This window comes from Culturomica massiliensis (genome assembly GCF_900091655.1).
In the GTDB taxonomy this organism is placed as follows: Bacteria; Bacteroidota; Bacteroidia; order Bacteroidales; family Marinifilaceae; genus Culturomica; species Culturomica massiliensis.
In genome coordinates, this window is record NZ_LT594621.1 from 3,358,951 (window position 1) to 3,381,956 (window position 23,006).

23 protein-coding genes and 1 tRNA gene are annotated in these 23,006 nt (G+C 40.2%); 15 read left to right on the forward strand and 9 right to left on the reverse strand.

The genetic code is table 11. The annotated features are described in order from the left end of the window. Nucleotides 1-30 precede the first annotated feature (30 nt). The 5 genes from BN8908_RS15020 (at nucleotide 31) to BN8908_RS15040 (ending at nucleotide 3,777) form a co-directional block, all read left to right on the forward strand. A complete protein-coding gene (locus tag BN8908_RS15020) occupies nucleotides 31-1,053 on the forward strand; it encodes a 1,9-bis(guanidino)-5-aza-nonane synthase (RefSeq protein WP_021987818.1) in 1,023 nt (340 codons plus the stop codon). 73 nt (nucleotides 1,054-1,126) lie between these two features. Next, nucleotides 1,127-1,411, forward strand: a complete 285-nt coding sequence (locus BN8908_RS15025) for a YciI family protein (RefSeq protein WP_021987819.1) — start codon at nucleotides 1,127-1,129, stop codon at nucleotides 1,409-1,411. 136 nt (nucleotides 1,412-1,547) lie between these two features. Continuing rightward, nucleotides 1,548-2,147, forward strand: a complete 600-nt coding sequence (locus tag BN8908_RS15030; protein WP_161945886.1) for a TlpA family protein disulfide reductase — start codon at nucleotides 1,548-1,550, stop codon at nucleotides 2,145-2,147. A gap of 75 nt (nucleotides 2,148-2,222) precedes the next feature. Then, nucleotides 2,223-2,822 (forward strand): rhomboid family intramembrane serine protease, encoded by a 600-nt coding sequence (locus BN8908_RS15035; RefSeq protein ID WP_021987821.1) that lies wholly within the window; start codon nucleotides 2,223-2,225, stop codon nucleotides 2,820-2,822. 91 nt (nucleotides 2,823-2,913) lie between these two features. Then, the gene (locus tag BN8908_RS15040; protein ID WP_021987822.1) at nucleotides 2,914-3,777 is read left to right on the forward strand and encodes an AraC family transcriptional regulator; all 864 of its coding nucleotides are present in this window, start codon (nucleotides 2,914-2,916) and stop codon (nucleotides 3,775-3,777) included. 117 nt (nucleotides 3,778-3,894) lie between these two features. Here the strand turns inward: BN8908_RS15040 and speA are convergent, their stop codons facing one another. The 7 genes from speA to BN8908_RS15070 form a co-directional block, all read right to left on the reverse strand. After that, nucleotides 3,895-5,790, reverse strand: coding sequence for a biosynthetic arginine decarboxylase (speA, locus tag BN8908_RS15045; protein ID WP_021987823.1), 1,896 nt, complete (start codon nucleotides 5,788-5,790; stop codon nucleotides 3,895-3,897). A gap of 200 nt (nucleotides 5,791-5,990) precedes the next feature. Next, nucleotides 5,991-7,451, reverse strand: a complete 1,461-nt coding sequence (locus BN8908_RS15050; RefSeq protein ID WP_021987824.1) for a hypothetical protein — start codon at nucleotides 7,449-7,451, stop codon at nucleotides 5,991-5,993. A 168-nt stretch (nucleotides 7,452-7,619) separates the two neighbouring features. Continuing rightward, nucleotides 7,620-8,255 carry a murein L,D-transpeptidase catalytic domain family protein gene (locus BN8908_RS15055; protein WP_082989281.1) on the reverse strand — a complete coding sequence of 212 codons (636 nt, stop codon included), beginning with the start codon at nucleotides 8,253-8,255 and terminating at the stop codon, nucleotides 7,620-7,622. A gap of 4 nt (nucleotides 8,256-8,259) precedes the next feature. Then, nucleotides 8,260-9,171: a L,D-transpeptidase gene (locus tag BN8908_RS15060; RefSeq protein ID WP_082989282.1), complete on the reverse strand. Its 912-nt coding sequence runs from the start codon at nucleotides 9,169-9,171 to the stop codon at nucleotides 8,260-8,262. Between the two features lie 396 nt (nucleotides 9,172-9,567). Continuing rightward, nucleotides 9,568-10,317, reverse strand: a complete 750-nt coding sequence (locus BN8908_RS15065; RefSeq protein WP_235837445.1) for a Fic family protein — start codon at nucleotides 10,315-10,317, stop codon at nucleotides 9,568-9,570. Next, nucleotides 10,278-10,658, reverse strand: coding sequence for a Fic/DOC family N-terminal domain-containing protein (locus BN8908_RS19010; RefSeq protein WP_235837446.1), 381 nt, complete (start codon nucleotides 10,656-10,658; stop codon nucleotides 10,278-10,280). The genes BN8908_RS15065 and BN8908_RS19010 overlap by 40 nt, the downstream gene beginning before the upstream one ends. 138 nt (nucleotides 10,659-10,796) lie before the next feature. After that, nucleotides 10,797-10,869, reverse strand: a tRNA-Pro gene (locus BN8908_RS15070). Nucleotides 10,870-10,958: 89 nt separating this feature from the next. Here BN8908_RS15070 and rbfA point away from each other — a divergent pair. The 4 genes from rbfA to BN8908_RS15090 all read left to right on the forward strand — a co-directional run bounded on the left by rbfA (nucleotide 10,959) and on the right by BN8908_RS15090 (nucleotide 13,826). Beyond that, complete coding sequence (rbfA, locus tag BN8908_RS15075; protein ID WP_021987828.1) at nucleotides 10,959-11,294, forward strand: 30S ribosome-binding factor RbfA; 336 nt, start codon at nucleotides 10,959-10,961, stop codon at nucleotides 11,292-11,294. Between the two features lie 71 nt (nucleotides 11,295-11,365). Next, a complete protein-coding gene (locus BN8908_RS15080; protein WP_068691459.1) occupies nucleotides 11,366-12,568 on the forward strand; it encodes an ABC transporter permease in 1,203 nt (400 codons plus the stop codon). Nucleotides 12,569-12,602: 34 nt separating this feature from the next. Further along, entirely contained in the window at nucleotides 12,603-13,409 is an 807-nt protein-coding gene (locus tag BN8908_RS15085) for a peptidylprolyl isomerase (RefSeq protein WP_082989342.1), read from the forward strand. A 21-nt stretch (nucleotides 13,410-13,430) separates the two neighbouring features. Next, complete coding sequence (locus tag BN8908_RS15090; protein WP_021987831.1) at nucleotides 13,431-13,826, forward strand: VanZ family protein; 396 nt, start codon at nucleotides 13,431-13,433, stop codon at nucleotides 13,824-13,826. A gap of 7 nt (nucleotides 13,827-13,833) precedes the next feature. On the opposite strand, the gene BN8908_RS15095 is transcribed toward BN8908_RS15090, so the two are convergent. Next, the gene (locus BN8908_RS15095) at nucleotides 13,834-15,420 is read right to left on the reverse strand and encodes a glycoside hydrolase family 31 protein (protein ID WP_021987832.1); all 1,587 of its coding nucleotides are present in this window, start codon (nucleotides 15,418-15,420) and stop codon (nucleotides 13,834-13,836) included. A gap of 266 nt (nucleotides 15,421-15,686) precedes the next feature. Between BN8908_RS15095 and pheS the strand changes: the two genes are divergently transcribed. After that, complete coding sequence (gene pheS, locus BN8908_RS15100; RefSeq protein ID WP_068691461.1) at nucleotides 15,687-16,706, forward strand: phenylalanine--tRNA ligase subunit alpha; 1,020 nt, start codon at nucleotides 15,687-15,689, stop codon at nucleotides 16,704-16,706. A 162-nt stretch (nucleotides 16,707-16,868) separates the two neighbouring features. Here the strand turns inward: pheS and BN8908_RS15105 are convergent, their stop codons facing one another. Next, the gene (locus BN8908_RS15105) at nucleotides 16,869-18,143 is read right to left on the reverse strand and encodes a serine hydrolase domain-containing protein (protein WP_068691463.1); all 1,275 of its coding nucleotides are present in this window, start codon (nucleotides 18,141-18,143) and stop codon (nucleotides 16,869-16,871) included. 463 nt (nucleotides 18,144-18,606) lie between these two features. Here BN8908_RS15105 and BN8908_RS15110 point away from each other — a divergent pair, with 463 nt between their 5' ends. The 5 genes from BN8908_RS15110 to BN8908_RS15130 all read left to right on the forward strand — a co-directional run bounded on the left by BN8908_RS15110 (nucleotide 18,607) and on the right by BN8908_RS15130 (nucleotide 22,929). Further along, nucleotides 18,607-19,092 carry a CYTH domain-containing protein gene (locus BN8908_RS15110; RefSeq protein ID WP_068692353.1) on the forward strand — a complete coding sequence of 162 codons (486 nt, stop codon included), beginning with the start codon at nucleotides 18,607-18,609 and terminating at the stop codon, nucleotides 19,090-19,092. Further along, nucleotides 19,089-19,964 carry an N-acetylmuramoyl-L-alanine amidase-like domain-containing protein gene (locus BN8908_RS15115; RefSeq protein WP_068691465.1) on the forward strand — a complete coding sequence of 292 codons (876 nt, stop codon included), beginning with the start codon at nucleotides 19,089-19,091 and terminating at the stop codon, nucleotides 19,962-19,964. Before BN8908_RS15110 ends, BN8908_RS15115 begins: the two co-directional genes overlap by 4 nt. Nucleotides 19,965-20,020: 56 nt before the next feature. Continuing rightward, a complete protein-coding gene (locus tag BN8908_RS15120; RefSeq protein WP_068691467.1) occupies nucleotides 20,021-20,620 on the forward strand; it encodes a penicillin-binding protein activator LpoB in 600 nt (199 codons plus the stop codon). Between the two features lie 127 nt (nucleotides 20,621-20,747). Next, entirely contained in the window at nucleotides 20,748-22,124 is a 1,377-nt protein-coding gene (locus BN8908_RS15125; protein WP_068691469.1) for a COG3014 family protein, read from the forward strand. Nucleotides 22,125-22,341: 217 nt separating this feature from the next. After that, nucleotides 22,342-22,929 carry a non-canonical purine NTP diphosphatase gene (locus BN8908_RS15130; RefSeq protein ID WP_021987839.1) on the forward strand — a complete coding sequence of 196 codons (588 nt, stop codon included), beginning with the start codon at nucleotides 22,342-22,344 and terminating at the stop codon, nucleotides 22,927-22,929. Nucleotides 22,930-23,006: the final 77 nt, after the last annotated feature.

A 23,006-nucleotide genomic window follows, 5' to 3' on the forward strand; every position in this document is an offset into this window, starting at 1 on the left:
ATCTGTACCTTACATTGTTTAAATATAAAAATGGAAAAGAAAGATTTATTAAAAGACACGATTAAGCACATCGACATTAAGTCTTACGACTCAACCCAGTTGATTGACGCTATGCGCGATATGTCATTCACCTCCCGCGATACGGCCCGTGCTGCCGATATCCTGATGAAAATGGTGAAGGAAAAAGAGTGTACTAATATTCTTACCATTGCCGGTAGTACGAGTGCAGCCGGATGTATGCAGGTTTATGTGGATATGGTCCGCAACAAGATGATAGATGTTGTGGTGGCTACCGGAGCTTCCATCATCGATATGGATTTGTTTGAAGCTTTGGGCTTTAAGCACTACAAGGGACATCAGGACGTTCCTGACATGCAGTTGAGAGATTTGTATATCGACCGTATCTACGATACATTTATCGATGAAGAAGAATTGCAGGTTTGCGATCATACGACTTATGAGATTGCTAATAATTTAGAGCCGCGTCCGTATTCTTCCCGTGAGTTTATATGGGAAATCGGTAAATGGCTGACCAAACATTCCAAGAAAAAGGATAGCCTGATTCAGACATGCTACGAATGCGGAGTGCCCATTTTCTGTCCGGCATTTTCAGATTGCAGTGCCGGTTTCGGTATCGGCAAACACCAATGGGAACATCCGGATAAACATTTGTCGATCGATTCTGTAAAAGATTTTATCGAATTGACGATGATTAAAATGAATGCCCCGACAACCGGTTTGTTTATGATCGGTGGCGGTACGCCGAAAAATTTTGCTCAGGATACAGTTGTATGTGCTGAAATTTTAGGTCACGAAGTACCGATGCACAAATATGCCGTACAGATTACGGTAGCAGATGTGCGTGACGGAGCCTGTTCTTCTTCTACTTTGAAAGAAGCTTGTTCCTGGGGTAAGGTAGACGTAACTTACGAACAGATGGTATATGCAGAAGGTACGACAGTTATTCCGCTGATCGCCAGTTATGTATATCACAGTAACGCCTGGAAAGACCGGGAATATAAAAACTGGGCGAAGTTGTACGAGAAGAAATGATGAAAAAGGGCTTTATAAAGCCCTTTTTTTGTTTGTGTATATGAGTTAATTCTGTGGTTTATATTATTGTGTGATGTTTGTATTGTTAGTCAATTATAAAAAAACTCTTCGGGATGTGGAGGAAAATCTGGACGCGCACAGGGCGTATTTGGATAAATATTATGCTCTTCGTAAATTTATTTTCTCAGGAAGGAGAAACCCGCGTACCGGAGGTTGTATTCTTTGTAATGCGGTTAGTGAGGCAGAAGTGAATGAAATCATAAAAGAGGATCCTTTTTATTATAAAGGGATAGCCGATTATCAGGTGATAGATGTTACATTGACCAAATATGCCGAAGGATTTGAAAAATTTCTTTAAGGTAGTTTATATTGTTTAACTGTAATAACCAGATTTATGAAAAGCGGGGATATGTTTTTTATTGCCGGTATTTTGTGGATTCGTATTTGTGACCCGGGTGACCGGGAATCGTTTACCGGATGAAATGATTTCCGGGATGAACGGAATAAGACAAACCGTCGATATGCCTGCGGATTTGTTTGTTGCTGATACTTTTCGGATGCCTAACATAAAGATAGAGGTGAAAAAGGATGCGCAGGGGCGCACGGTGATAGATACGGCTCAATTTAAGCAAGCTGCACGGACGTATAAAGCTCAGTATGAACAACAGCTCTCTGCTTTTTTCGTCGGGAAGCCATTTCCGGATTTTGCTTTGCCGGATCCTTCGGGAAAAGTCTGGAAAAATTCAGATCTGAAAGGGAAGGTAACATTGATCAATACCTGGAAAATCTCTTGCAGACCTTGTAAAAAGGAGATGCCGGCTTTAAATGAATTGATGAAAAACTATCCCGATTACCAGTTTTGGGCTATTTCTCCCAATACTTCCCGGGAAATAAAAGAGATTGTAGAAAATACACCTTTTCATTTTACGCAGTTGACGGAAGGAAAACAGTTTTTAGATGACAATCACCTTACGGCATTTCCTGTCGATTTAATCATCGATAAAAAGGGAATTGTGCGTTTCGTTTTGTATGGGGGAGATGCAGAAACGCATAAGCGTTTGAAAGATGCGTTAGACCGGATGAATGCGGAATAATGCACTTTTGTTTACGGCAGATTTTTTTGCCAGGATAATTTTTATAAACTTTGTAGAAATACAAAATTTGAAACGATGGTAACTTATGCTATTATTGCCATTACGGTTGTGGTATCTTTCCTGTGCTTCAATAACCGGCAGTTATTTGAGAAATTGGCGCTTAATCCTTACCGGGTTGTCCACGCTCACGAATGGTACCGTGTTATTACGCATGGCTTCGTGCATGCCGACGGAACACATCTCTTCGTGAATATGTTTACGTATTGGTCATTCGGTACTTATATTGAGAAGGTATTTGAGGTCGCAGATTGGGGAACGGGATATTATCTGTTGCTTTACTTCGGTGCGATGGTGATAGCATCCGTTCCGGATTTGATACGCTATCGCAATGCTTCCTGGTATCGTTCTATCGGGGCGTCGGGTGCTGTTTCGGCCATTTTGTTTACCTCCATATTCCTGAATCCGTGGGATAAGATACTATTGTTTGCGGTAATACCTGTTCCGGGAATTCTTTTCGGGGTGGTTTATCTGATTTATTGTCAGTATATGGCTAAGCGGGGTGGGGACAACATCAATCATAATGCCCACTTTTACGGAGCCGTTTACGGCTTTATCTTTCCGCTTTTTATGAACCCCGGGTTGTTTTCTGTTTTTTTAAATCATTTCCAGAGATAAAAATATCATATCATTTTTTTAAGATAGCAAGATCGGAAAAGAGAGGATAGGTTACATCCTGTATTTTTGTTTCGAAATAAAAAGAGAGTGTATGCAACCTAAACAATCTACCAGAGAAGAATATCAAAGACGAATCAATATAATCGTTGAATACATCAACAATCATTTGGATGAAACGATTGATTTGGGATTCTTGGCAGAAATGTCTCATTTTTCCCCCTGCCATTTTCATCGTATATTAAAAGCTTTTTTGGGTGAGCCGATCGGTGCCTTTATTGTACGGATGAGGTTGGAGACCGCTGCCCGTTTGTTGCGGTATACGGAACTCCCGGTTCAGGAAATTGCCTGGCGGGTTGGTTACGATGCACCATCCTCTTTATCGAAAGTTTTCCGGCAATATTATGCCATTACGCCGAATGATTACCGTAACAATAAAAATTATACGATTATGAGACCTGTTTTATTGAATCCCGATTTAAAATTAAAAGCTCCCAAGATCATAGAGATGGAGCCGAAAAGTGTGATCTATCTCCGGTTGACCGGTGCTTATATGAATATCGACTATGCCGGTGCCTGGACCCGTTTATGGGCTTTTGTAAAAGAGCACAAATTGTTTTCTGCCGGCATAGAGCATCTTTGTGTGTATCATGACGATCCCAAAGTGACGGAAGCGGATAAGTTGAGAACAGATGTATGCCTGGTTGTCCGGAAACCGGCTGTAGCCAAAGGAGAAGTCGGCGTAAAATGTATCGAAGGTGGTAAATATGCCGTTTTCTCTTATCAGGGACCTTATGCTGATTTGGGGGTTGTGTATGATACGATATATGGGAAATGGTTGCCTGAAAGCGGATATACCCTGGGAATGACTCCCGGATTTGAAAAATACCTGAATCATCCGGATAAGACAGAGCCCGGGAAACTAAAGACAGAACTTTATATTCCTATAGAAAGTTAAAACGGGTATCCTTGTAGTAACAAGTCGTTGATCTGGAAGTAACTTTGTACTTTTCAAATCAACGACTTTGTTTTTATTCGCTCGCTGCAAAAATCGCAGCGGTAGTGTGATATGAGGTTATTGTTCCAAATAAGTGTAACCGTATAGGCCTGAACGATAGTTGGAAAGGAATTCGCGGCCCTCTTCTGCTGAAATGATGCCTTTCTTAACAGAACTGGTTACCCATACTTCGACAGTACGGGCCATCTTTTTAGGCGTAAATTGTACATATTCCAAGACATCGGCAACGGTTTCCCCTTCGATGATTTTATCAATGACGTATTCGTTTCCTTTTACCTTGATGTGTACGGCATTCGTATCTCCGAAAAGGTTGTGCAAATCGCCCAGGATTTCCTGATAGGCACCCACCAGGAATACACCGAAGTAGTAGGGGTCTTTCCCTGACAGTTCATGTACCGGCAAATGGTATGAAAAATTGCGGGTAGAGATAAAATTGTCGATTTTTCCATCGGAATCACAGGTAATGTCCTGAATTGTTGCAGATTTCGTCGGTTGTTCATTTAACCGGCTGATCGGTATGATCGGAAATATCTGATCGATGGCCCATGAATCCGGAAGAGATTGAAATAATGAGAAGTTACAGAAATATTTATCCGGTAACATCTTGGAAATCTTTTTTAATTCATCGGGTGCATGTTTCGTGGCTTCGGCCATGTTGTATACTTCCCGTGCTACCGACCAGAACAACCGTTCTACCTGTGCGCGGGTATGAAGGTCTATCAGTCCGAGATTGAATAAGCCTAAAGCGTCTTCCCGGCATTGTACGGCATCGTGCCAGGTCTCCAGCAAACGGGGTTGGTTTAAATTTTCCCATAAGTCGTACAATTCTTTGACCAATTCATGAGCGTCTTCGGAGATCTCTTCATTTTCATCGAAAACCGGAAGATGTGTACTGGCCAATGCTTCGAATATCAATACCGAGTGATGTGCCGTCAATGAACGACCGGATTCCGTAATGATATTGGGTTGCTGAAGCTCGTTTTTCTCACAGGCATCGACAATGGAAGATACGGCATCATTTACATATTCCTGTATGGAATAGTTCATGCTGTTTCCTGAGGTTGCCGAACGGGTACCGTCATAGTCTACTCCGAGTCCGCCGCCGATGTCTACAAAGCTGATATTGAATCCCATATTTTGTAACTGTACATAGAATTGGGAAGCTTCTTTCAAGGCTGTTTTGATGCGGCGTATGTTGGTTACCTGGCTACCGATATGGAAATGTATCAGTTGGAGGCAATCTCTCATTTTATGTTTGTCGAGAATATCCAGAGCTTCGAGAAGTTCACTCGAATTGACACCGAATTTGCTGACATCCCCCCCTGACTCTTCCCATTTTCCGCTGCCTGAACTGGCTAATTTGATACGGATACCGATGTTGGGACGGATATTCATTTTTTTGGATAATTTGGCGATTGTCCGCAGTTCCATCAGTTTTTCCACCACCAGAAAAATGCGTTTTCCCATTTTTTGGGCCAGAAGGGCTAACTCAAGGTAGCTTTCATCTTTATAGCCGTTGCAAATGATCATTGCATCATCGTCGATGTCAATGGAAAGCACGGCATGGAGTTCCGGTTTCGAGCCGGCTTCGAGTCCGATATTGAATTTATTGCCGTGGCTGACGATTTCCTCAACCACAGGTCGCATTTGATTGACTTTTATAGGATAGATAATGAAATTTTTTGCCGTATAACCGTATTCACGGGCTGCAAATTCAAAACAATTGGAAATCTTTTCGATACGATTGTCCAAGATGTCCGGAAAACGTAATAATACCGGGGCTTCTACGTCACGAACCTGTAACTCTTCCATCAATTCTTTCAAATCGATAGAAGGTCCGTCACTTTTCGGGGTAACTGCAACATGCCCTTTTTCATTGATAGAAAAATAGTTCAGCCCCCAACCGTTGATATTGTACAGTTCCGCTGAATCGTCAATACTCCATTTTCTCATTTCTGTGTGTTGAAATCGATAATATTTGTGTTTATAAATCGATGCAAATCTACGGGAATTAATTGAAAATTGAAAGTGGAATCCGAAATTTATTAATATTTCAGTTTCAGGAAGTTACCCGATAGATGCGTGGGCGACTATCGATTATGAGATTTGTTGTAAAACAGTCTCTTTTCGGGCTTTTGTCTCTCCCGGCGTATTTAAAATTTTTCAATGCCTTCGATTCCGTTTCTCGACATGACTAACCGGAAGCGTTTGTAATCGATTTTGTCTTCATACCGAAGCTGAATTAAAAAGTTCAGATAATAGATCCGTTCTCCTCGTATGATTTCATATCCTTTGTCTTTTTTCGGTACGGCTAACGGCACTTCAGGGTTGTCCATTTTTAAAATAAATCCGGATATGTTGAAGCTCAGAATATCGTTTATTCCCGATATGTCGTATTGGTTATTTTCGTCTAATACCTGTCCGTTAATTCTGACCAGTTTACGGTAAAGAATTATTTTTTCAGCCGTGTGCCGGTTATTTGCTTCCAGCAAATCCGAACGGTCACGCATGGCCATGACCTCATCCGGAACCCGGTCTTCTGTGATATAGTCGACGCCTTCTTTTATCCATCCTACCGGGGTGTCTTTTATACTGATAACCGTTTTGTTGTCGAAATATTTTTTAGCTAACCGATGTACAAAATAAAAACGGGCCAGCTCTTTGATCCGGTCTTTCAACATATAACTGATGACCAGAGCGACAAACAAAGGCATCGTAAAGTTTCCGTATTTTTGCTGGAATGAGAATGCGATAGCGGTAGCGAATATCATCGAAATACCTGCGGCAATGCTGTAATAAACCTGCTCTGCCATTTGTCCGTCTTTTTTCTTGTAAGCATTTAAAAACAGATGGCTCTCCACGAATTTTTTCAATAGCCGCATCCGGAAAAAGACGGCACGGTTATGGTCCGGACTGTTTTTCTCTATGGTCTGGTATTGATGTTGTTTTTTGTATTTTCTTTCGTGCCGGATCAATAGCATTAATCTGTCTTCTATCCGGTTGTAACATTCGATGTCTTTTTGTTTTATCAGTTCAAGTAAGCGATAGGTTTGGAATTCGATCAGATTGGATAAGAATTCGTCTCCGAATGAATGAAGGGTTACTACTTCTTCGTATAAACCGGAATCCTGTAGAATGTCTTTCAGTTTGCGGTATTTGCCTGTAATATCGTTTATTTGTTCAATATAAAGGTCTATCGCCTTTTCCCGGTCAGGTTCAGGTGTATATTTTATTATCTGGTCCGCTTCTTTTCGCAGGGCACTTTTAACGATGGAGCAGAACATTTTAATCTGGTATTCTGTTTCGGCCAGATTCTCCTGTGAATGATCGGCTGATAATTCATGGAAAGCTACTTCCAGGAATCTGAAAGGCAAGGCTTCTTCGTTTCTGAGTTCACTTAACGTGTATATCGGTGTAATATACCGGATATTCGATTTGGCATGGCGATAGAATTCCGTTTTACCATAAGTAAACGAATTTATATCCAGACTATTGGGTATAAATATCCAGGTGTTCATCATAAAGTCGTTGGCTTTCAGGTTTTTTTGGACCAGATAGCCGATTTTAAATTCCACGGAAAAACGGTCGTGCACCCGGACTTTGATATCTATCATTTCTTTTTTATTTAAATAACCGGTCCTGATTCGTTGTATATTTTCAAATATCCTGTTTTTTGTTTAAACAGGACTGCGAAAATAAGGAAGGAGTCAATGAACTTATTAGCAAATATACGAATAAAAGAAATGAAAAGCGGCAAAAGGATATCGTGCGGTCAGGTATTTTCAGACCTTGTTGTTTCCGTAGATATATAAAAGCATGCCTTCTTTGATCGTGTCGATCACTTTCTGGCTGACGACGGGCGGCAATGCCGGACAACCCAGACTGCGTCCTAAACGCCCTTGGGCCGGGATGAGGGCCGGATCGGCATAAGAGGCTCCGTGAATGACAATGGCCCGTTCTTTGGCCTTATCATTTATCCCCTTTTCCAAGCCTTCTAAAACTAAAGAATATCCGTTTTTTCCGTAATAGGTTTCCCCTGTCCGGAAAAGTCCCAGCGAGCTTTTAAAAGAACCGGGTTGGTTAGAGAAGGATGTCGCATAATTTCCTCCGCTATTTTTTCCGTGTGATACATAAGTTTCAAATAGGACCTGTTTCTGTTGCATATCTATGACGCAAAATCTTTTTTCCGTAGAAGGCTTGGTAAAGTCTATCACAACCAGTTTGTCCTGTTTTTCAGAACGGTATTTGTGGTAGTTTTCCAAGGCTTTGTAAAAAGCCGGAAATCCGATTGTTTGTCCGATACCAAGTTCTTGGTACAGGCGGCGGTAGTTTACCCCCTCTGTTCTGGGCAGAACTGACTTTCCGATAGAAATATGACAACAACACACAAGGATTAATAAAAGCCACGTTTTTCTCATTTTCTCAATCAAATACATATACTAACGACACATCGACAGGTGCCCAATCATAAATAAATTTAGCGTGTGAGGTCGCATTTCTCACACACATATGCGAACGTTTGGTTGTTCCTAACGACCAACTGTACTCAATGGTTTTCTTATTCGGATATTTTACCGGTACGCCATGTGTATATGCTCCTCCCGAAAAACGACTGGCCCAGGGGGCAAATCCATCGAGTTCGTTCTTCCCGTCTTTCAGGTACAGCATAGCTGTTTGCTTGGAACGTATGACATATATTCCGGCCGGTGTTTCAAAACGATGCGGCGGTCTTTCCACTCCTGTCGTTACAGGGTTCATACTCCTGATCAGCCAGGCCGTGTCACTTTGTTCTAATGTGGTTATATTTTGATTTGTACGGTCGACAAACAGTAATTTCCGGAAATACCTTTCGGGTAAACGGTCTACATATTTTGTCGGTACCAGCCAGATTCCCCTGAAAGGGGCTGCTACGATAACCAGATAATCGGCCGTATCCCTTAAAATCCATACCAGCGCACCGTCACGGCCGTAACATTCCGGCACGGATAGATTATTAAAACGGTAAAACGGTATGGCTTGGTCCCTTCGTACTCCATGTTTGTCGGTAATCGCTTTATAGGCATCCTGCTTTACGCTGTCCGCTAAGGGAGCAACTCCATTCCGGTTTTTGTAATTATTCAGCGCTCCGAATTCCGGTGCCATTTCTTCCAGCATAATCAGTGTATCTATTTTCCCCGAAATTTTCTTCCACTGAAAATTCCGCTCTTTTTCCTGGTATTTGTATGTATCTTGCAACGTATGCTGTTTGTATAGCAATGCTTTTTCAATTCTGGCCGCAAATACGGTCAGGTATAAAAACAGAAAGCCTCCTGCAATCAGAATTATTTTTTTCATGATTCATCTGGCCCGAAATTTAACGGATTACCTGATTCTGTCCTTGTCCGGATTGACAGGCTTATTCCCTCTTTCAGGCGGCGCTTCCATTCAATACGTAAAAGTAGGAGTTTCTTCCGGATCTGGCTGAAAGCTTTTGTATTATTTACGAAAACTTCACATTTGGTGAGAAAAAAACAGCAATTTTCAAACGAAAATTGCTGTCTTGTCGAGATGACTGGAGTTTTACATTTTTGTCGATCAACTATTCTCAATACAATGAATGGGTTAAAGATTCATGTATTTTTCGACATATTGCCAGCGATATGTTTAAAGATTCATGTATTCTTCGACATATTGCCGGTGATATGTTTGTAAATTAATCTCTCTTTTAGCTACGACTATATGTTTTACCCCTTATTGATTGACAGACTCAATACTATCTTGTGATAATCCGATCTGTTTTCCGGCATCTATAAATAATTTTATTAAAGGAAGATTCAAGTAATACTTGTTCCGGCCGATTTTTACTGATTGTATAAAATCTTGCTCTGCCAATTTTTGCAAATATTTTGATGCAGTTTGCCTGTTCACATTTAATTCCTGCTGAACAAATTCAATTTTTGTATAAGGGTGACTAAATAAATTATTCAATAACTCATGTCTATAAATATTGGGTAGCTTTTTCTTGATGCCTACCTTATATGTTTGCATCAGATAACCAATTTTTTGTACTAAACCTATTGTTTCTTGCGCTGTTATCTCAATTCCCTTTAAAATAAATAAAATCCAGGGTTCCCAGGCATCCTGATCTCTGACTTCTTGTAATAATTTATAATATTCTGATTTATTGGAAATGATATATCTACTTAAATATAATATTGGCAAATCCAATAAATCTTTTATTACTAAATACAGTATATTTATAATACGGCCAGTCCGGCCATTACCATCATAGAAAGGATGTATACTCTCAAATTGATGATGAATTATTGCTAATTTAATCAAGGAATCAGCATCGATGATGGAATCATCATTGATAAACTCCTCCAAATTCTTCATATAATTTTCTATTTCCTGCCGATCTTGTGGAGGAGTATAGACGATATCTCCGGTTTGTTGGCTTTTTAAAGTTGTACCTGGAGTACTTCTATTTGTTCCAAACATTCTTGAATTTCCCGAATAATATTATTGGTAAGTAATTTCTTGTTACGTACTAATGCAAAACCATGTTTTAATGCTTCGGAATAATGAAGAACTTCTTTTGTTGAACTACTAATTACCAAAGAAGTTCTATCTGCCTCTGCCTTATATAATTCATCGTGAGTTGTAACAATATTTTCAACGGCAGAACTGTCTTTTGCTTCTTGTAGTACTAAACTATTAATTAAAATGTTCTCATTAGGAATGGTTCGTGCAATCCCTTTTAATTCTGCTAATCGTTTATTTGCATTGCTCACTTGTTTCAAAATAGCCTTTGTCTCAATTTCTTGATTTAAAGGTAACATGGGGATCTTGTACATTTCCGGTCGGTATTAATACTACAAATTTAAAAAAACAGTTCAACCGGGCCGTCCTAATTTCCCAAAATTTTAATATAAATAAAAGAGGCAATCAACCTATACCGGTCAATTGCCTCTGTTTTGTCGAGATGACTGGACTCGAACCAGCGGCCTCCACGTCCCGAACGTGGCGCGCTACCAACTGCGCTACATCTCGATTGCTTTGTTTGCGGATGCAAATGTAATAAAATAATGAATTTAATATAGTATATTTGTAAAAAAATTTATTCAATAATTTATCGGAGAATGGATTCTATCAGACAAAATAAAGTTTCTCGCTTGATTCAAAGAGAGTTAAGTGGAATGTTTCAGAATGAATGTAAGGAAATTATAGCCGGCGCTATGGTTTCTGTAACGACGGTAAGGGTGAGTCCGGACCTTTCTTATGCCAAGATTTATTTGAGTATTTTCCCTTCGGACCGGATTGAAGTAACCATGAATAGTCTGGAAGAGAAAAATAAATCGATTCGTTTTGTATTGGGGAAAAAGGTCGGAAAGCAGATGCGGATTATTCCCGAATTGCGTTTTTTTGTGGACGATAGCTTAGATTATATTGAGAAAATAGATAATTTGTTAAAATAAACTCCTGATGTAGATTTCAGATTTGTCGTTTTGATCTGAAATCGTAAATTTGAAATCGTAAATCAGAGACAATGCGGTTATCCTATTTTATAGCGCGGCGTTATTTGTTTTCCCGGAAAAAGCAAAACGCCATCAATATTATTTCTGCTATCAGCACGGTAGGGGTGGCTATAGGAACGACGGCATTGATCGTTATTCTTTCGGTTTTCAACGGCATCGATTTATTTCTGCAGAAGAGTACGGATAGCCTGACGCCGGATATCGTCATATTTCCTGCAGAGGGTAAATTCATGCATTTCGATTCTACTTTTTACGACCGTATGGATGCGATACCGGAAATTGCTTACTATAATCCGGTGATTGAAGAAAATGCTTTGTTAAAATACGGAGAGCGTTTACGTCCCGTTGTCGTAAAAGGAGTGACTGAAGATTTTCCGGAGGTGACAGGTTTTGCCAACAGTATTGTGGAGGGTGGATTCCGGCTGAAAGACCGGGATGTATATGAAGCGGTTGTCGGGGCCGGGGTAGCTGTCGAGGTCGGACTCGGCTTGAATTTCCTGACACCGATGATGTTTTATTATCCGGATAAACGGGCGTCTTCTTTAAATTCGGCATTGAATACCGAATATCTTTTCCCTGCGGGTATTTTTTCTTCCCAACAGGAAATCGATGGAAAACTGGTAATTACTGATATTGATTTTGCCCGGAAATTATTTCTTCTGGATGACGAGATATCTAAGGTAGAGCTGAAATTGAAAGGTGAAAAATACATCGGACGAGTGAAAGAGCAGTTGCAGCAACTTGTCGGTTCTCATTACCGGGTCGAAGATAAATATGAATTGAACCGGTCTTTCTATGCAATGATGCGTTCCGAAAAGTTGGTCGTATTTTTGATATTACTTTTTATATTGCTGATCGCTTCTTTTAATATTGTCGGCTCGATATCTATGCTGATACTGGATAAGAAAGAAGATTTAGTGGTATATAAAGCTTTGGGTATGCCTTTGAACCGAATTATCTCTGTATTTAAGACGGAAGGAAATCTGATTACCTGTATAGGTGCTTTTATCGGGGTGGTGCTGGGTGTCGCGATTTGTTTGTTACAGGAGAATTACGGATTGATAAAATTGAGAGAAGGAGGGTATTTGCTGGAAGCTTATCCGGTAAAACTGATTTTCGGAGATATTGTTTTGATTATATTTACGGTTTTATGTATCGGATATGTTGCCTCTTATTTTCCGGTAAAATATCTGGTGAGAAAACTCATAAAGTGATAAGTGTTTATTCATTCTATTCATGATCCGGAAGATGAAGAAATTAGTTACAGCCTTATTTTTGATTTTTTCTTTTTCGCTTTTTGCCCAGGAAAAAGAAAGAATGGTTTTGATTGAAACGAACCTGGGGAATATGAAAGTGAAGTTATACAACGATACGCCCAAACACCGGGATAATTTTATTCGTTTGGCCAGGGAAGGGCATTATGACGGAACCTTGTTTTACCGGGTGATAAAAGATTTTGTCATTCAGGGTGGATCTTCTGATAGCCGTGGGGCTATAGCCGGACAGTCTATCGGTTTCGGTAAACCGATGACGATAGATGCCGAGATAAAAGAAGTGCATTATCACAAGAAAGGGGCTTTGGCAGCCCCCCGCCAACCGAACCGGGAAAATTTTTACAAAGAATCCGATATTTCTCAATTTTATATCGTACAAGGGAGAAAATATACGGAGAAAGAATTGGAAATGATTGAAAAGTCTGTAAATATACCGATCAAAAATGCCATTCGCCGAAAATATTATACTCCGGAGAAAAAAGTCATACTTGATTCTTTGCGAGCGTTGAAGAAGGTTGATGAATTCCGCCGGATTGCCGGAAAAATCAAGGAAAATATCGAGTTCGACTGGAATACCAATACGGATAAAATATATATGCCGGAAGATAAAAAAGAGGCTTATATGAATTCCGGTGGTATGCACCATTTGGATAAGGAATATACTGTCTTCGGAGAGGTGGTCGAAGGGTTGGAGGTTATCGATAAAATTGCAGCTTTACCGACCGACGAGAACAATCGTCCTTTTAAAGACGTAAAAATCAAGGTGAAAGTACTGAATTAAGATGGGATAAAGCATTTGGAAATGATACAGAAAAAGAGAAAGCAGTTGTTGCTGTTCCGCAATATTATTTGGGCATTGGTCATTTTTGTGTTATGTGCGATGCCGTCGGAGGACATTCCGAATCCCCATTGGGATATACCTCATTTGGACAAAGTGGTTCACTTCGGTATGTTTTTTATAATGGCAGTATTGTTGTGTAGTGAATTGGGATATCAGACAAATCTGACGCAAAGAAAGATATATTTAATTACCGTAACTATTTCTTTAATATATGGCGGGGTTATAGAGATTTTACAACAATACTTTTTCAATCGAAGCGGAGATATACTGGATCTCCTGGCAGATGTTTTAGGTGCTATTGTCGGTTGTTTGCTTTATCCGGTTTTGATGCGCTGGAAAAATAAAATCTGGAAATAGCCCGGCCTTATTTGATTTTTTCAAAATAAGGAAGTCTGTCGGGGGCAACCGTGATGTCGATTGTTTTACCGCCATGGATTATTTTTCCGGAATCGTCTTTCCATTTCCCTTTGGGTAATCTTACTGTCCGCCCGGCATCAGGAGTGAGCATGGGTGCTACCAGATATTTTTCTCCCAGCATAAACTGATCTTTACAATCACTGAACCCCTGATGCGGGAATTCATATTCCATATGCCTTACTATCGGTTCTCCGGTTTGAGCCGAATGCCTGGCATATTTCAACAGATAAGGTCCCATTTTTACATGTAGTTTGGCCATATTCCGGCAAATGGCAAGATTCGATTCGTTGAGGATCCGCCAGGGAGCAACAGAAAATTGCATCATAGGCATGAGGGTATGTACCTGGGTTGAGCGTACGATCAATAGCTCGTCGAATTTCCCGACATTGAGAAAAGCTGAATTTTGTCCGCCGCCGATCATATCCGGACAGGTAAAGGAATATCCCAGTAGTCCGGCGGTCAACATATCCGGAATCAACAGCTTCAAGGCATTCCAGGAATAGTCTTTGTCGCCCAGGCGTTGTACCAAAGGCTGATTTCCCATTTTCCAGCATGCCCGGTATTCGTTGAAGGGAAAGTGTAAGCCGACTTCAGCCCATTTTTGAGAATGGTCCACGCAGAGCGCGTCTTTTTGATAGCTGTCGAAAGAAGTTCCGCTTAAATAAGCAACATCTCCTGCATCTAATTTGAAACCGTCAATACCGTATTTTTCCTGAACTGTTTTCAATTGCTTGATAAAATGATCGAAAGCCTGGGGATGGGTCAGGTCATAGCAGGCACTGAATCCGTTCCACCAATGTATAAGGGCTGTTTCGTGCGACCCTTTCTTTTTTAACAGATAGCCTTTGCTTTCAAGTTCCCGGAATTCAGGGCTATCCGGACTGACAAACGGGCATACCCACAGCATCACTTTAAAGCCTTGCTTGTGCAGTTGAGCGACCATGGCCTGGGGATTAGGAAATTTTTCGGGTTTGAAGTCAAAATTTCCGTAATACTTTTGCCAGTTATCGTCGATCATCAGTACACCGGTCGGAAAATCGTTCCGGAGGATATTTGCGGCATAGTCGAGAATGTCCTGCTGATTTTGATTGTACATAAGTTCGATCCAGGTATTGTATTGCGGCATAGAAAAGAAAAGGGTGTCCGGAAGCTTTCCGGAAGGCGGGAAATGGGAACGGGAAGCTGCCAGATAAGCTTCCCGCAAAGTCGAGCCTCCGTTTACAATCTCGATATTTTGCGGAGCGGTTTTTATGTATATATCGCCGTCTTTTACGGTAAACTGAAACGGTTTTTCGCACCAGATGTATCTCCCTTTGTCGGAAAGGAATAAAGGCACGGTTTGATTGTTAAAGTTCTGATTGTGTAAATCCAACAGAGTCGGAGTATCTTTCCAGGGCATAACTGATCCCTTTGCAACGAAAGCGCCCCACCATTTTTCATTTTGCAGGCTGGGAATTTTTGTTTCACTTTCCTGGGCATAGAGGAAGAGGGAACAGATAAGTATAAAAAAGAATATAGTTATCGTTTTTTTCATCGTATGTTATTTTGAGGCACCGGTAAATAAGAGATATTTTATTTTTGAAATTTCGCTGCAAACATAATTAAAAATCTTTTTTGAGCAATTTGCTTTTCCATGGAAAACTCAAATATATTTTTCTAACTTTGTCCTTTGCTAATTAAGCCTGTGGGTTTATTAGACTTTAGGTTACAGTTTTGTTTTGCAATCTTCTGAAACAAAGGTTGTTAAATACTTAAATGTATCATTAATTATTTATTATAGAGTACTTAAAAGACGAGAAGATGTTAGAAAAAATCAATCAGTTAATTACTGAGATTTCCGCTTTTTCGGCTCAGATTCCCGAAGAAATAGAACAGTTCAGAATCAAGCATTTGAGTAAAAAAGGGACGATCGCTTTGTTATTCGAAGATTTTAAAAATGTTCCTGTTGAGCAGAAAAAAGAGATCGGTAAGGCTCTGAATGAACTGAAAACGGTAGCAACGGCTAAGGTCAATGAGTTGAAAGAACAACTTTGTGATCAGGATACCGGTAAATCCGGGGTTGACCTGACTTTACCCGGGGATGTCCTGAAAACGGGGACTCGTCATCCTTTGGCCATTGTTCGGAATGAAATCCTTTCAATTTTTGATAAATTGGGTTTTACGGTGTCGGAAGGTCCTGAAATCGAGGATGACTGGCATAATTTTTCAGCACTGAACTTCCCGGAAGAACATCCGGCACGGGATATGCAGGATACTTTCTTTATAGAGAAACATCCGGATATCGTATTGCATACACATACTTCTTCCGTACAGGTACGGGATATGGAAACACATGAGCTGCCGATACGTCTGGTGACTCCCGGCCGGGTTTTCCGGAATGAAGCAATTTCTGCGCGGGCACATTGTATTTTCCATCAGATCGAGGCTTTGTATATAGATGAAAACGTCTCTTTTGCCGATTTGAAACAGACATTGACTTATTTTGCGAAAGAACTTTTCGGAGCCGATACGCAGATTCGCCTTCGTCCGTCTTATTTCCCTTTTACCGAGCCTTCTGCCGAGATGGATGTGTCCTGTACGCTTTGCCACGGAAAAGGTTGTAATGTATGTAAAGGAACGGGATGGCTGGAAATCCTGGGGTGCGGAATGGTCGATCCGAATGTTTTGGAATTGAACGGTATCGATAAAGAAAAATATACCGGCTTTGCTTTGGGGATGGGTATCGAACGTATCACCATGTTGAAATACGGCATCAAGGACCTGCGTTTGTTTTTTGAAAACGATCTCCGGTTTCTGAAGCAATTTACAACGGCAATCTGACCGGATGTTTATGATAATAAAAGGAGTATCGAAATTTTCGGTACTCCTTTTTTTATTTTCATCAGGTATTGCAAGTCTTTTTCGGGTATTCCGCAAACTCCGGAACACTTTGCGGAGGTGTTGAGGCGATATTTGTCGTTATCCGGTTATTTTATGGAATATCTAGTTTGTGTTATTTTCATCGGTTGTACTTTTCACTTTAAGTGCTTCGGCCAGTTTATGTATTATGATGTAATAATCTTCATGTTGCTTTTCTCCGAGTCTGACGGCTATAATTTTTTTCTCAGGGTTTACATATAAAACCTGTCCGAAAATCCCCAGAGCATAGAAGTTTGGAGTATAAGTTTCTCCTATCCATTCGCCCTTTTCCGGTTCATATATACATCTCTCGCTGTGTGGAATGTTTAGCTCGTCAAAACGTTTAACGACAGATAACGAGTCCGGAAAAATGCCGTTCCCATTTTCCTTTCTTAACAGTTTGGGGATAGAATACCAGCAGTTTTGATATCCTTTATTATTTACATTGCCTTTTACGGAACGTTCTATCCATTCAGAACTAACAATTTGTTTTCCGTTCCAATTTCCTTTATTCATGTATAAACGGCCGATTTTGGCAAGATCAATGGCATTTGTCGAAAAACCTACTGCCGCCCTTGCAAAATGGTTACGCTTGCCGTCCAGACTTATAGATGCGTCATACTCCATGTTCAGGGGTTGCCATACTTTTTCTTCCATATATTCGGCGAATCCTTTACCTGTTGCACGTTCGATAATGATGCCGAGAATGGCGGTAGCAATGCTGTGATAATAGTGTGTGGAACCCGGTTCGTTTTCAAATTTCAGGGATTTAATTTGTTGTAATTGATTGTTTCCATAATAAAGGCGGGCGATTCCGGTTGTGACAATCCAGTTATATTGCTCTTTAAATTTAATGCCTGTACGCATATCAAGCAGATGTTCAATTGTCAATGATTTGAATTTAGCATTTTTTTTGTTTAATTCCGGCAGATAATCTGTTACCGGATCATTGATGCTTTTGATATATCCTTCGTCGATAGCTATTCCGCATAAAAGGGAGGTTAAGGACTTCGATATGGAAAATACCGTAGAGATTGAGGAGCGGTTGAATTCACCGAAATACTTTTCATATACAATGGTATCGTTATATATGAGTAAAAAAGATCCGTTCCCACCGGCTTGGCCAAAATACTCCTCAAGAGTGATATGTACCATTTTCTGACGGAATATTTTTGCCGTATCTAATATTTTTCTTTCAGGCGGAAGTTCTGTAAAATGAAACGGATTACTGCTTTTTTTTATCGTCGCTTGTGGAAAAATTTTGTAATCGTCAATGTTCGGAGCTCCGTGGAAAACTCCCCGCCAAAAAGCACAAGAAGAGAAAAAAACGGAGAGCAATAATAACATTAATATTTTCATAGCTTGTATTTTAAGAAGTATTGATTGACAAATTTATCAAAATATCACACATTGGCAATAATTTTAACGAAAGATGCGGACAAAAAGCAGGAAGATATCTTTTATATAGCTGAAATTTATTTTCAGATCAAGCATATGAATATGGTATAGCTTGAGATATTTATTATATTTTTTCAGTATGTAGTGAATCCCGTTTTGAATTTTATTCGTTCTTGGGAGTATCGGTTTTTGCTTAAATACCGGTCTGTTCTTTTATTAGGCTTTGTCTGTAAAATACGGATAAATAATCCGGCTTTGTATTTCAAGCTTGTTTGAAAAGGCATTCTATCCGTTGCCGTCTTTGGGCTCATATACGAATAATGCTGAAATCAATTTACAATCTACAATCTAAAATCAGTACATTCAGCTCTTTTACCTTATATTTGTTGTCCGATAATGTTTGGATTGAATTATGGAAAAAAATGTGCATCGTGAAATTGAGCGGAAATTTTTGGTAAAAGGGGCATTTAAATCTGAGGCTTTTCAGGCAGTACCCATTTTACAAGGGTATCTTTCTTCCGTTCCGGAACGGAATGTGAGGGTCCGATTATGTGGGTCAAAGGCTTGTCTGACAATTAAAGGACCTGCTACTGCGGACGGTTTGAGCCGTTTTGAATGGGAAAAAGAAATCAATACGGAAGATGCCCGGGAGTTGATAAAGCTTTGTGAGCCGGGAATCATTGATAAAGTGCGTTATTTGGTACGGGCCGGTAAGCATATTTATGAGGTGGACGAATTTCACGGGGAAAATGAGGGATTGGTTGTTGCTGAAATTGAGCTTGGTGCCGAGGATGAGGCTTTTGTCAAGCCGGATTGGTTGGGAGAAGAAGTAACGGGAGATAAACGTTATTATAATTCTTCTTTGATAAGGTATCCGTATAAAGAATGGACTAATTGTATTGAAAAATGAAAAGATGGATATTGTTGTGCTTTCTGACAGGGTGGTGTTTGACTGCTGAAGCGGTTGTTTTTTCTTCTGCCGATAGTTTGGTTCTCGAAAAATTCTGGGTATATGCCCGGACGAATAAGCTGGCTGATTTACCCTATGGGCAGCGTGTCGTTTTGATCGGCCGGTTTTTTATAAATAAGCCTTATAAAGCGGGCACCTTGAATGTGCCTATGGAAGAAATGCCTGTTATAAATTTACGGGAATTCGATTGTGTGACATTTGTCGAGAATACGTTGGCACTGACTTTTTTAAATCGTTATGATAAAAGTGAGACGGCTCAGTTTGTGGATAATCTGATCCGGATTCGTTATCGGAAAGGAAAAATCGAAAGTTACATTTCCCGTCTTCACTACTCCAGTGACTGGTTGTACGAGATGGAGCGGCAACATATTCTTTCTGATGTGACTCATAAAATCGGAGGGATCGAATATCCTCTCGAGGTTTATTTTATGACGAAAAACTACCGGAAGTATCCCATATTGTCACGGGATACGCTTTTAGTACCGGAAATGAAAAAAATTGAAACAGCGATCAATAAAAGGTCGTATTATTATATTCCAAAGCATAATATTAGGATTGCGGAAAAACAGATAATGAACGGAGATATTGTTTTGATAACGACGAATATAAAGGGTTTGGATACTTCTCATTTGGGGATTGCCGTGAAAAAGGAAGGACGGGTTTATTTGCTGCATGCCTCGAGTACGGCGAAAAAAATTGTTTGTTCGGAACACCCTCTGCCCGATTATATGGCGGATATCCCGTCACAGACGGGAATCATGGTGGGCCGGGTCAATCTGGTTCCGGGCGAGGCTTGGATCGTATTTCCTTAGGCGGGGTTTGGCATACAAATTGTAAAATAATAAAATCAACCATAAAACGAAATCATATGAAAAAATTAGTTCAGGTATTTGCAGTTCTCACTCTTATTGTTAGTGTTTCTGCCTGTGCGAGCCGGAAAGTGACTCGTGTTGACAGCGGGGAGGTGATCGATCTGAGCGGTCGGTGGAATGATACAGACTCCCGTTTGGTTTCCAATGAGATGATCAAAGATTTGCTCGGGGCAAAATGGATTCCTATTTATGAAAATCAGCATAACAATAAGCGCCCGGTTGTTGTTGTCGGTACAATTCTGAATAAAAGTCATGAACACATCGATGCCGAGATGTTTATCAAGGATATTGAAAAAGCAATTATAAACAACGGAAGCGTACGTTTGGTACAGGCCGGTGCTAAAAGAGAAGAGTTAAGAGCAGAGCGGGAAGATCAGAATAAAGGATTTGTTTCTGCGGAGACGGCTAAAAGATGGGGACTTGAATTGGGGGCTGATTTTATGTTACAAGGAACGATCAATAGTATTGTCGATTCTTATAAAAAGAATAAAGTCGTAGCTTACCAGATCGATCTCGAGTTGACAAATCTGGAGACCAATGAGGTTGTCTGGATGGGAGATAAAAAAATCAAGAAAACGGTATCTGACCGATTTTAGATTGAAATAAATGATAACTGATCTTATTGAGTTCGGTCGTAAATCATAATATCGGTTTCATTAATCCCTAAGCAGTGGGGGATTATCCGGTCTGACCGGCCGTTAAGCTGTATAAATTTATATTCGGATGAGAATTACTTTGTTTCCGGTTGTTTTCTGTTTGTTGTTGTCCTCTTGTGCCACCTGGTATGAGCGTACAGCAGAATTTCAACGTACCGTGGAAGAAGGGAATTTCGAGCAGGCTGATAAATTGTTGCATAAGAACAAAAAGATGGAAAAGGGGAAAAACAGACTTCTTTTTTATCTGAATTTGGGGTATGTTGAATTTATGCTGGATCATCCGAAGGAAAGTAATGCTGCTTTCGAAACGGCAGAGAAGATGATTGACGAACAGTCCGGTAATCCTGCCTTACAGGCTGCTGTACTCTTAAGTAATCCTGAGATATTACCTTATGAGCCTGAAGATTTTGAAGTTATCATGGTTAATTTCTACAAAGCCATGAACTATTTACGTTTGGGAGATATGGAGGGTGCATTGGTCGAAGTTCGTCAAATCAATATCAAGCTCAATCAGTTAAATGACAAATATCCTGACCATAAAAACAGATATCAGAGGGATGCTTTTGCTCATTTATTGATGGGGTTGATTTATGATGCTTCCGGAAATTTCAATGATGCTTTTATCGCTTATCGAAATGCTTTTGAAACTTATCAAACCGATTATAAGAAAAATTTCGGAATAGAAGCACCCGTACAATTGAGGCAAGATATACTTCGAACCGCCTATTTGTGCGGATTTAAGGAGGAATTGAAAAGGTATGAAGAAGAGTTCGGGCAAAAATACGTTTATTCGTCGCCTCCGGCTGACGGGCAATTGATATTTTTCTGGCTAAACGGCTTAGGACCAGTGAAATCGGAATGGGGAATCAATTTTGTAAAAGAACAAAGGGGAGACGGGGCTATTGTATTTCATAATGCCGAGTATGGGTTAACTTTCCCTTTTTTCTGGGGAAGCGGCTATAGTGACCATGAACGTAATTCTTTAGCCAATCTGAAGATTGTACGGGCTGTTTTTCCGAAATATGAAGAGCGTCCTCCTCTTTATTCCAGGGCTACACTGCAGTATGAGAATAAGTCTTATCCTTTGGAGTTGGCTGAAGATATTAATCAGATCGCTTTTAAAACATTGCACGATAGAATGTTGCGGGAATTTTCAACCTCTTTGTTGCGGGTTGCGGCTAAGCAGGGATTGCAATATGCCGCTTCCAAACAGAATGAGTGGCTGGGATTTGCTGTCGGTTTGGCCAATGCCATGACGGAGAAAGCTGATACCCGGAACTGGCAAACCTTGCCTTATTCCGTTTCGTATGTGAGGATTCCTTTACAGTCTTCCGAAAATCAGGTTTCTGCTAATTTTTTTACCTCAGATAATGTACATCGGGAAACGTTTATTTTTCCTGCCAACCCGAAAAAAACGAGTTTTTTTGTTTATTCGACTTTATAATTCATGGACTTATTTAATACCTTTGTAAGCGGCGTATTGTACGCCGGGATGAAACGGATTTATGCTGAGTTCTCTTTATAACAGGGTGTCAGAACGTTTGAGTGTAGGATATGAATTATTTCGTATGGAGTTCGTCGGTGTATTTTTTTTGTTTGTAGTACGCTGATAGACATATAATTGAAAATCTGCTGTTAATTTTGAATGATTATTTGATGTGATGAAATTAGTATTTGCTACCAATAACCGGCATAAACTGGAAGAAATCCGGGATATTTTAGGAGATCGTTTTGAAATCGTGTCTTTGAGCCAGATCGGTTGTCATGAAGATATACCTGAGGATCATGAGACTTTACAGGAAAATGCTTTACAAAAGGCGCGTTTCGTGAAAGAGCATTATGGCTATGATTGTTTTGCCGATGATACCGGGTTGGAAATAGAAGTTCTGGAGAATCGTCCGGGGGTTTATTCTGCCCGTTATGCCGGTCCGGCTAAGCGTTCGGAAGATAATGTGCGTAAAGTGTTGAAAGAAATGGAAGGAAAAACCAATAGAAAAGCACAGTTTCGTACAGTTATTGCATTGGTTATGAATGGAAAGGAATATTGTTTTGAAGGAAAGGTTTTGGGGGAAATATTGACGGAGCAACAGGGTACCGCGGGTTTCGGCTATGATCCCATATTCCGTCCGTCGGGTTTTACAGAGAGCTTTGCCCAGATGGAAATGAAACAGAAAAACGGAATCAGCCACCGGGGACGGGCTGTGGAAAAATTGACGGAGTTTTTGAATAAAACTGTAAAGGATTTTTGATCGGAAGTACAAATCAGCTTGAAGCGGAATCTAAAATTAGAAATCGTATATTTTGAGTTTGTGGGAGAGGGTGTTTA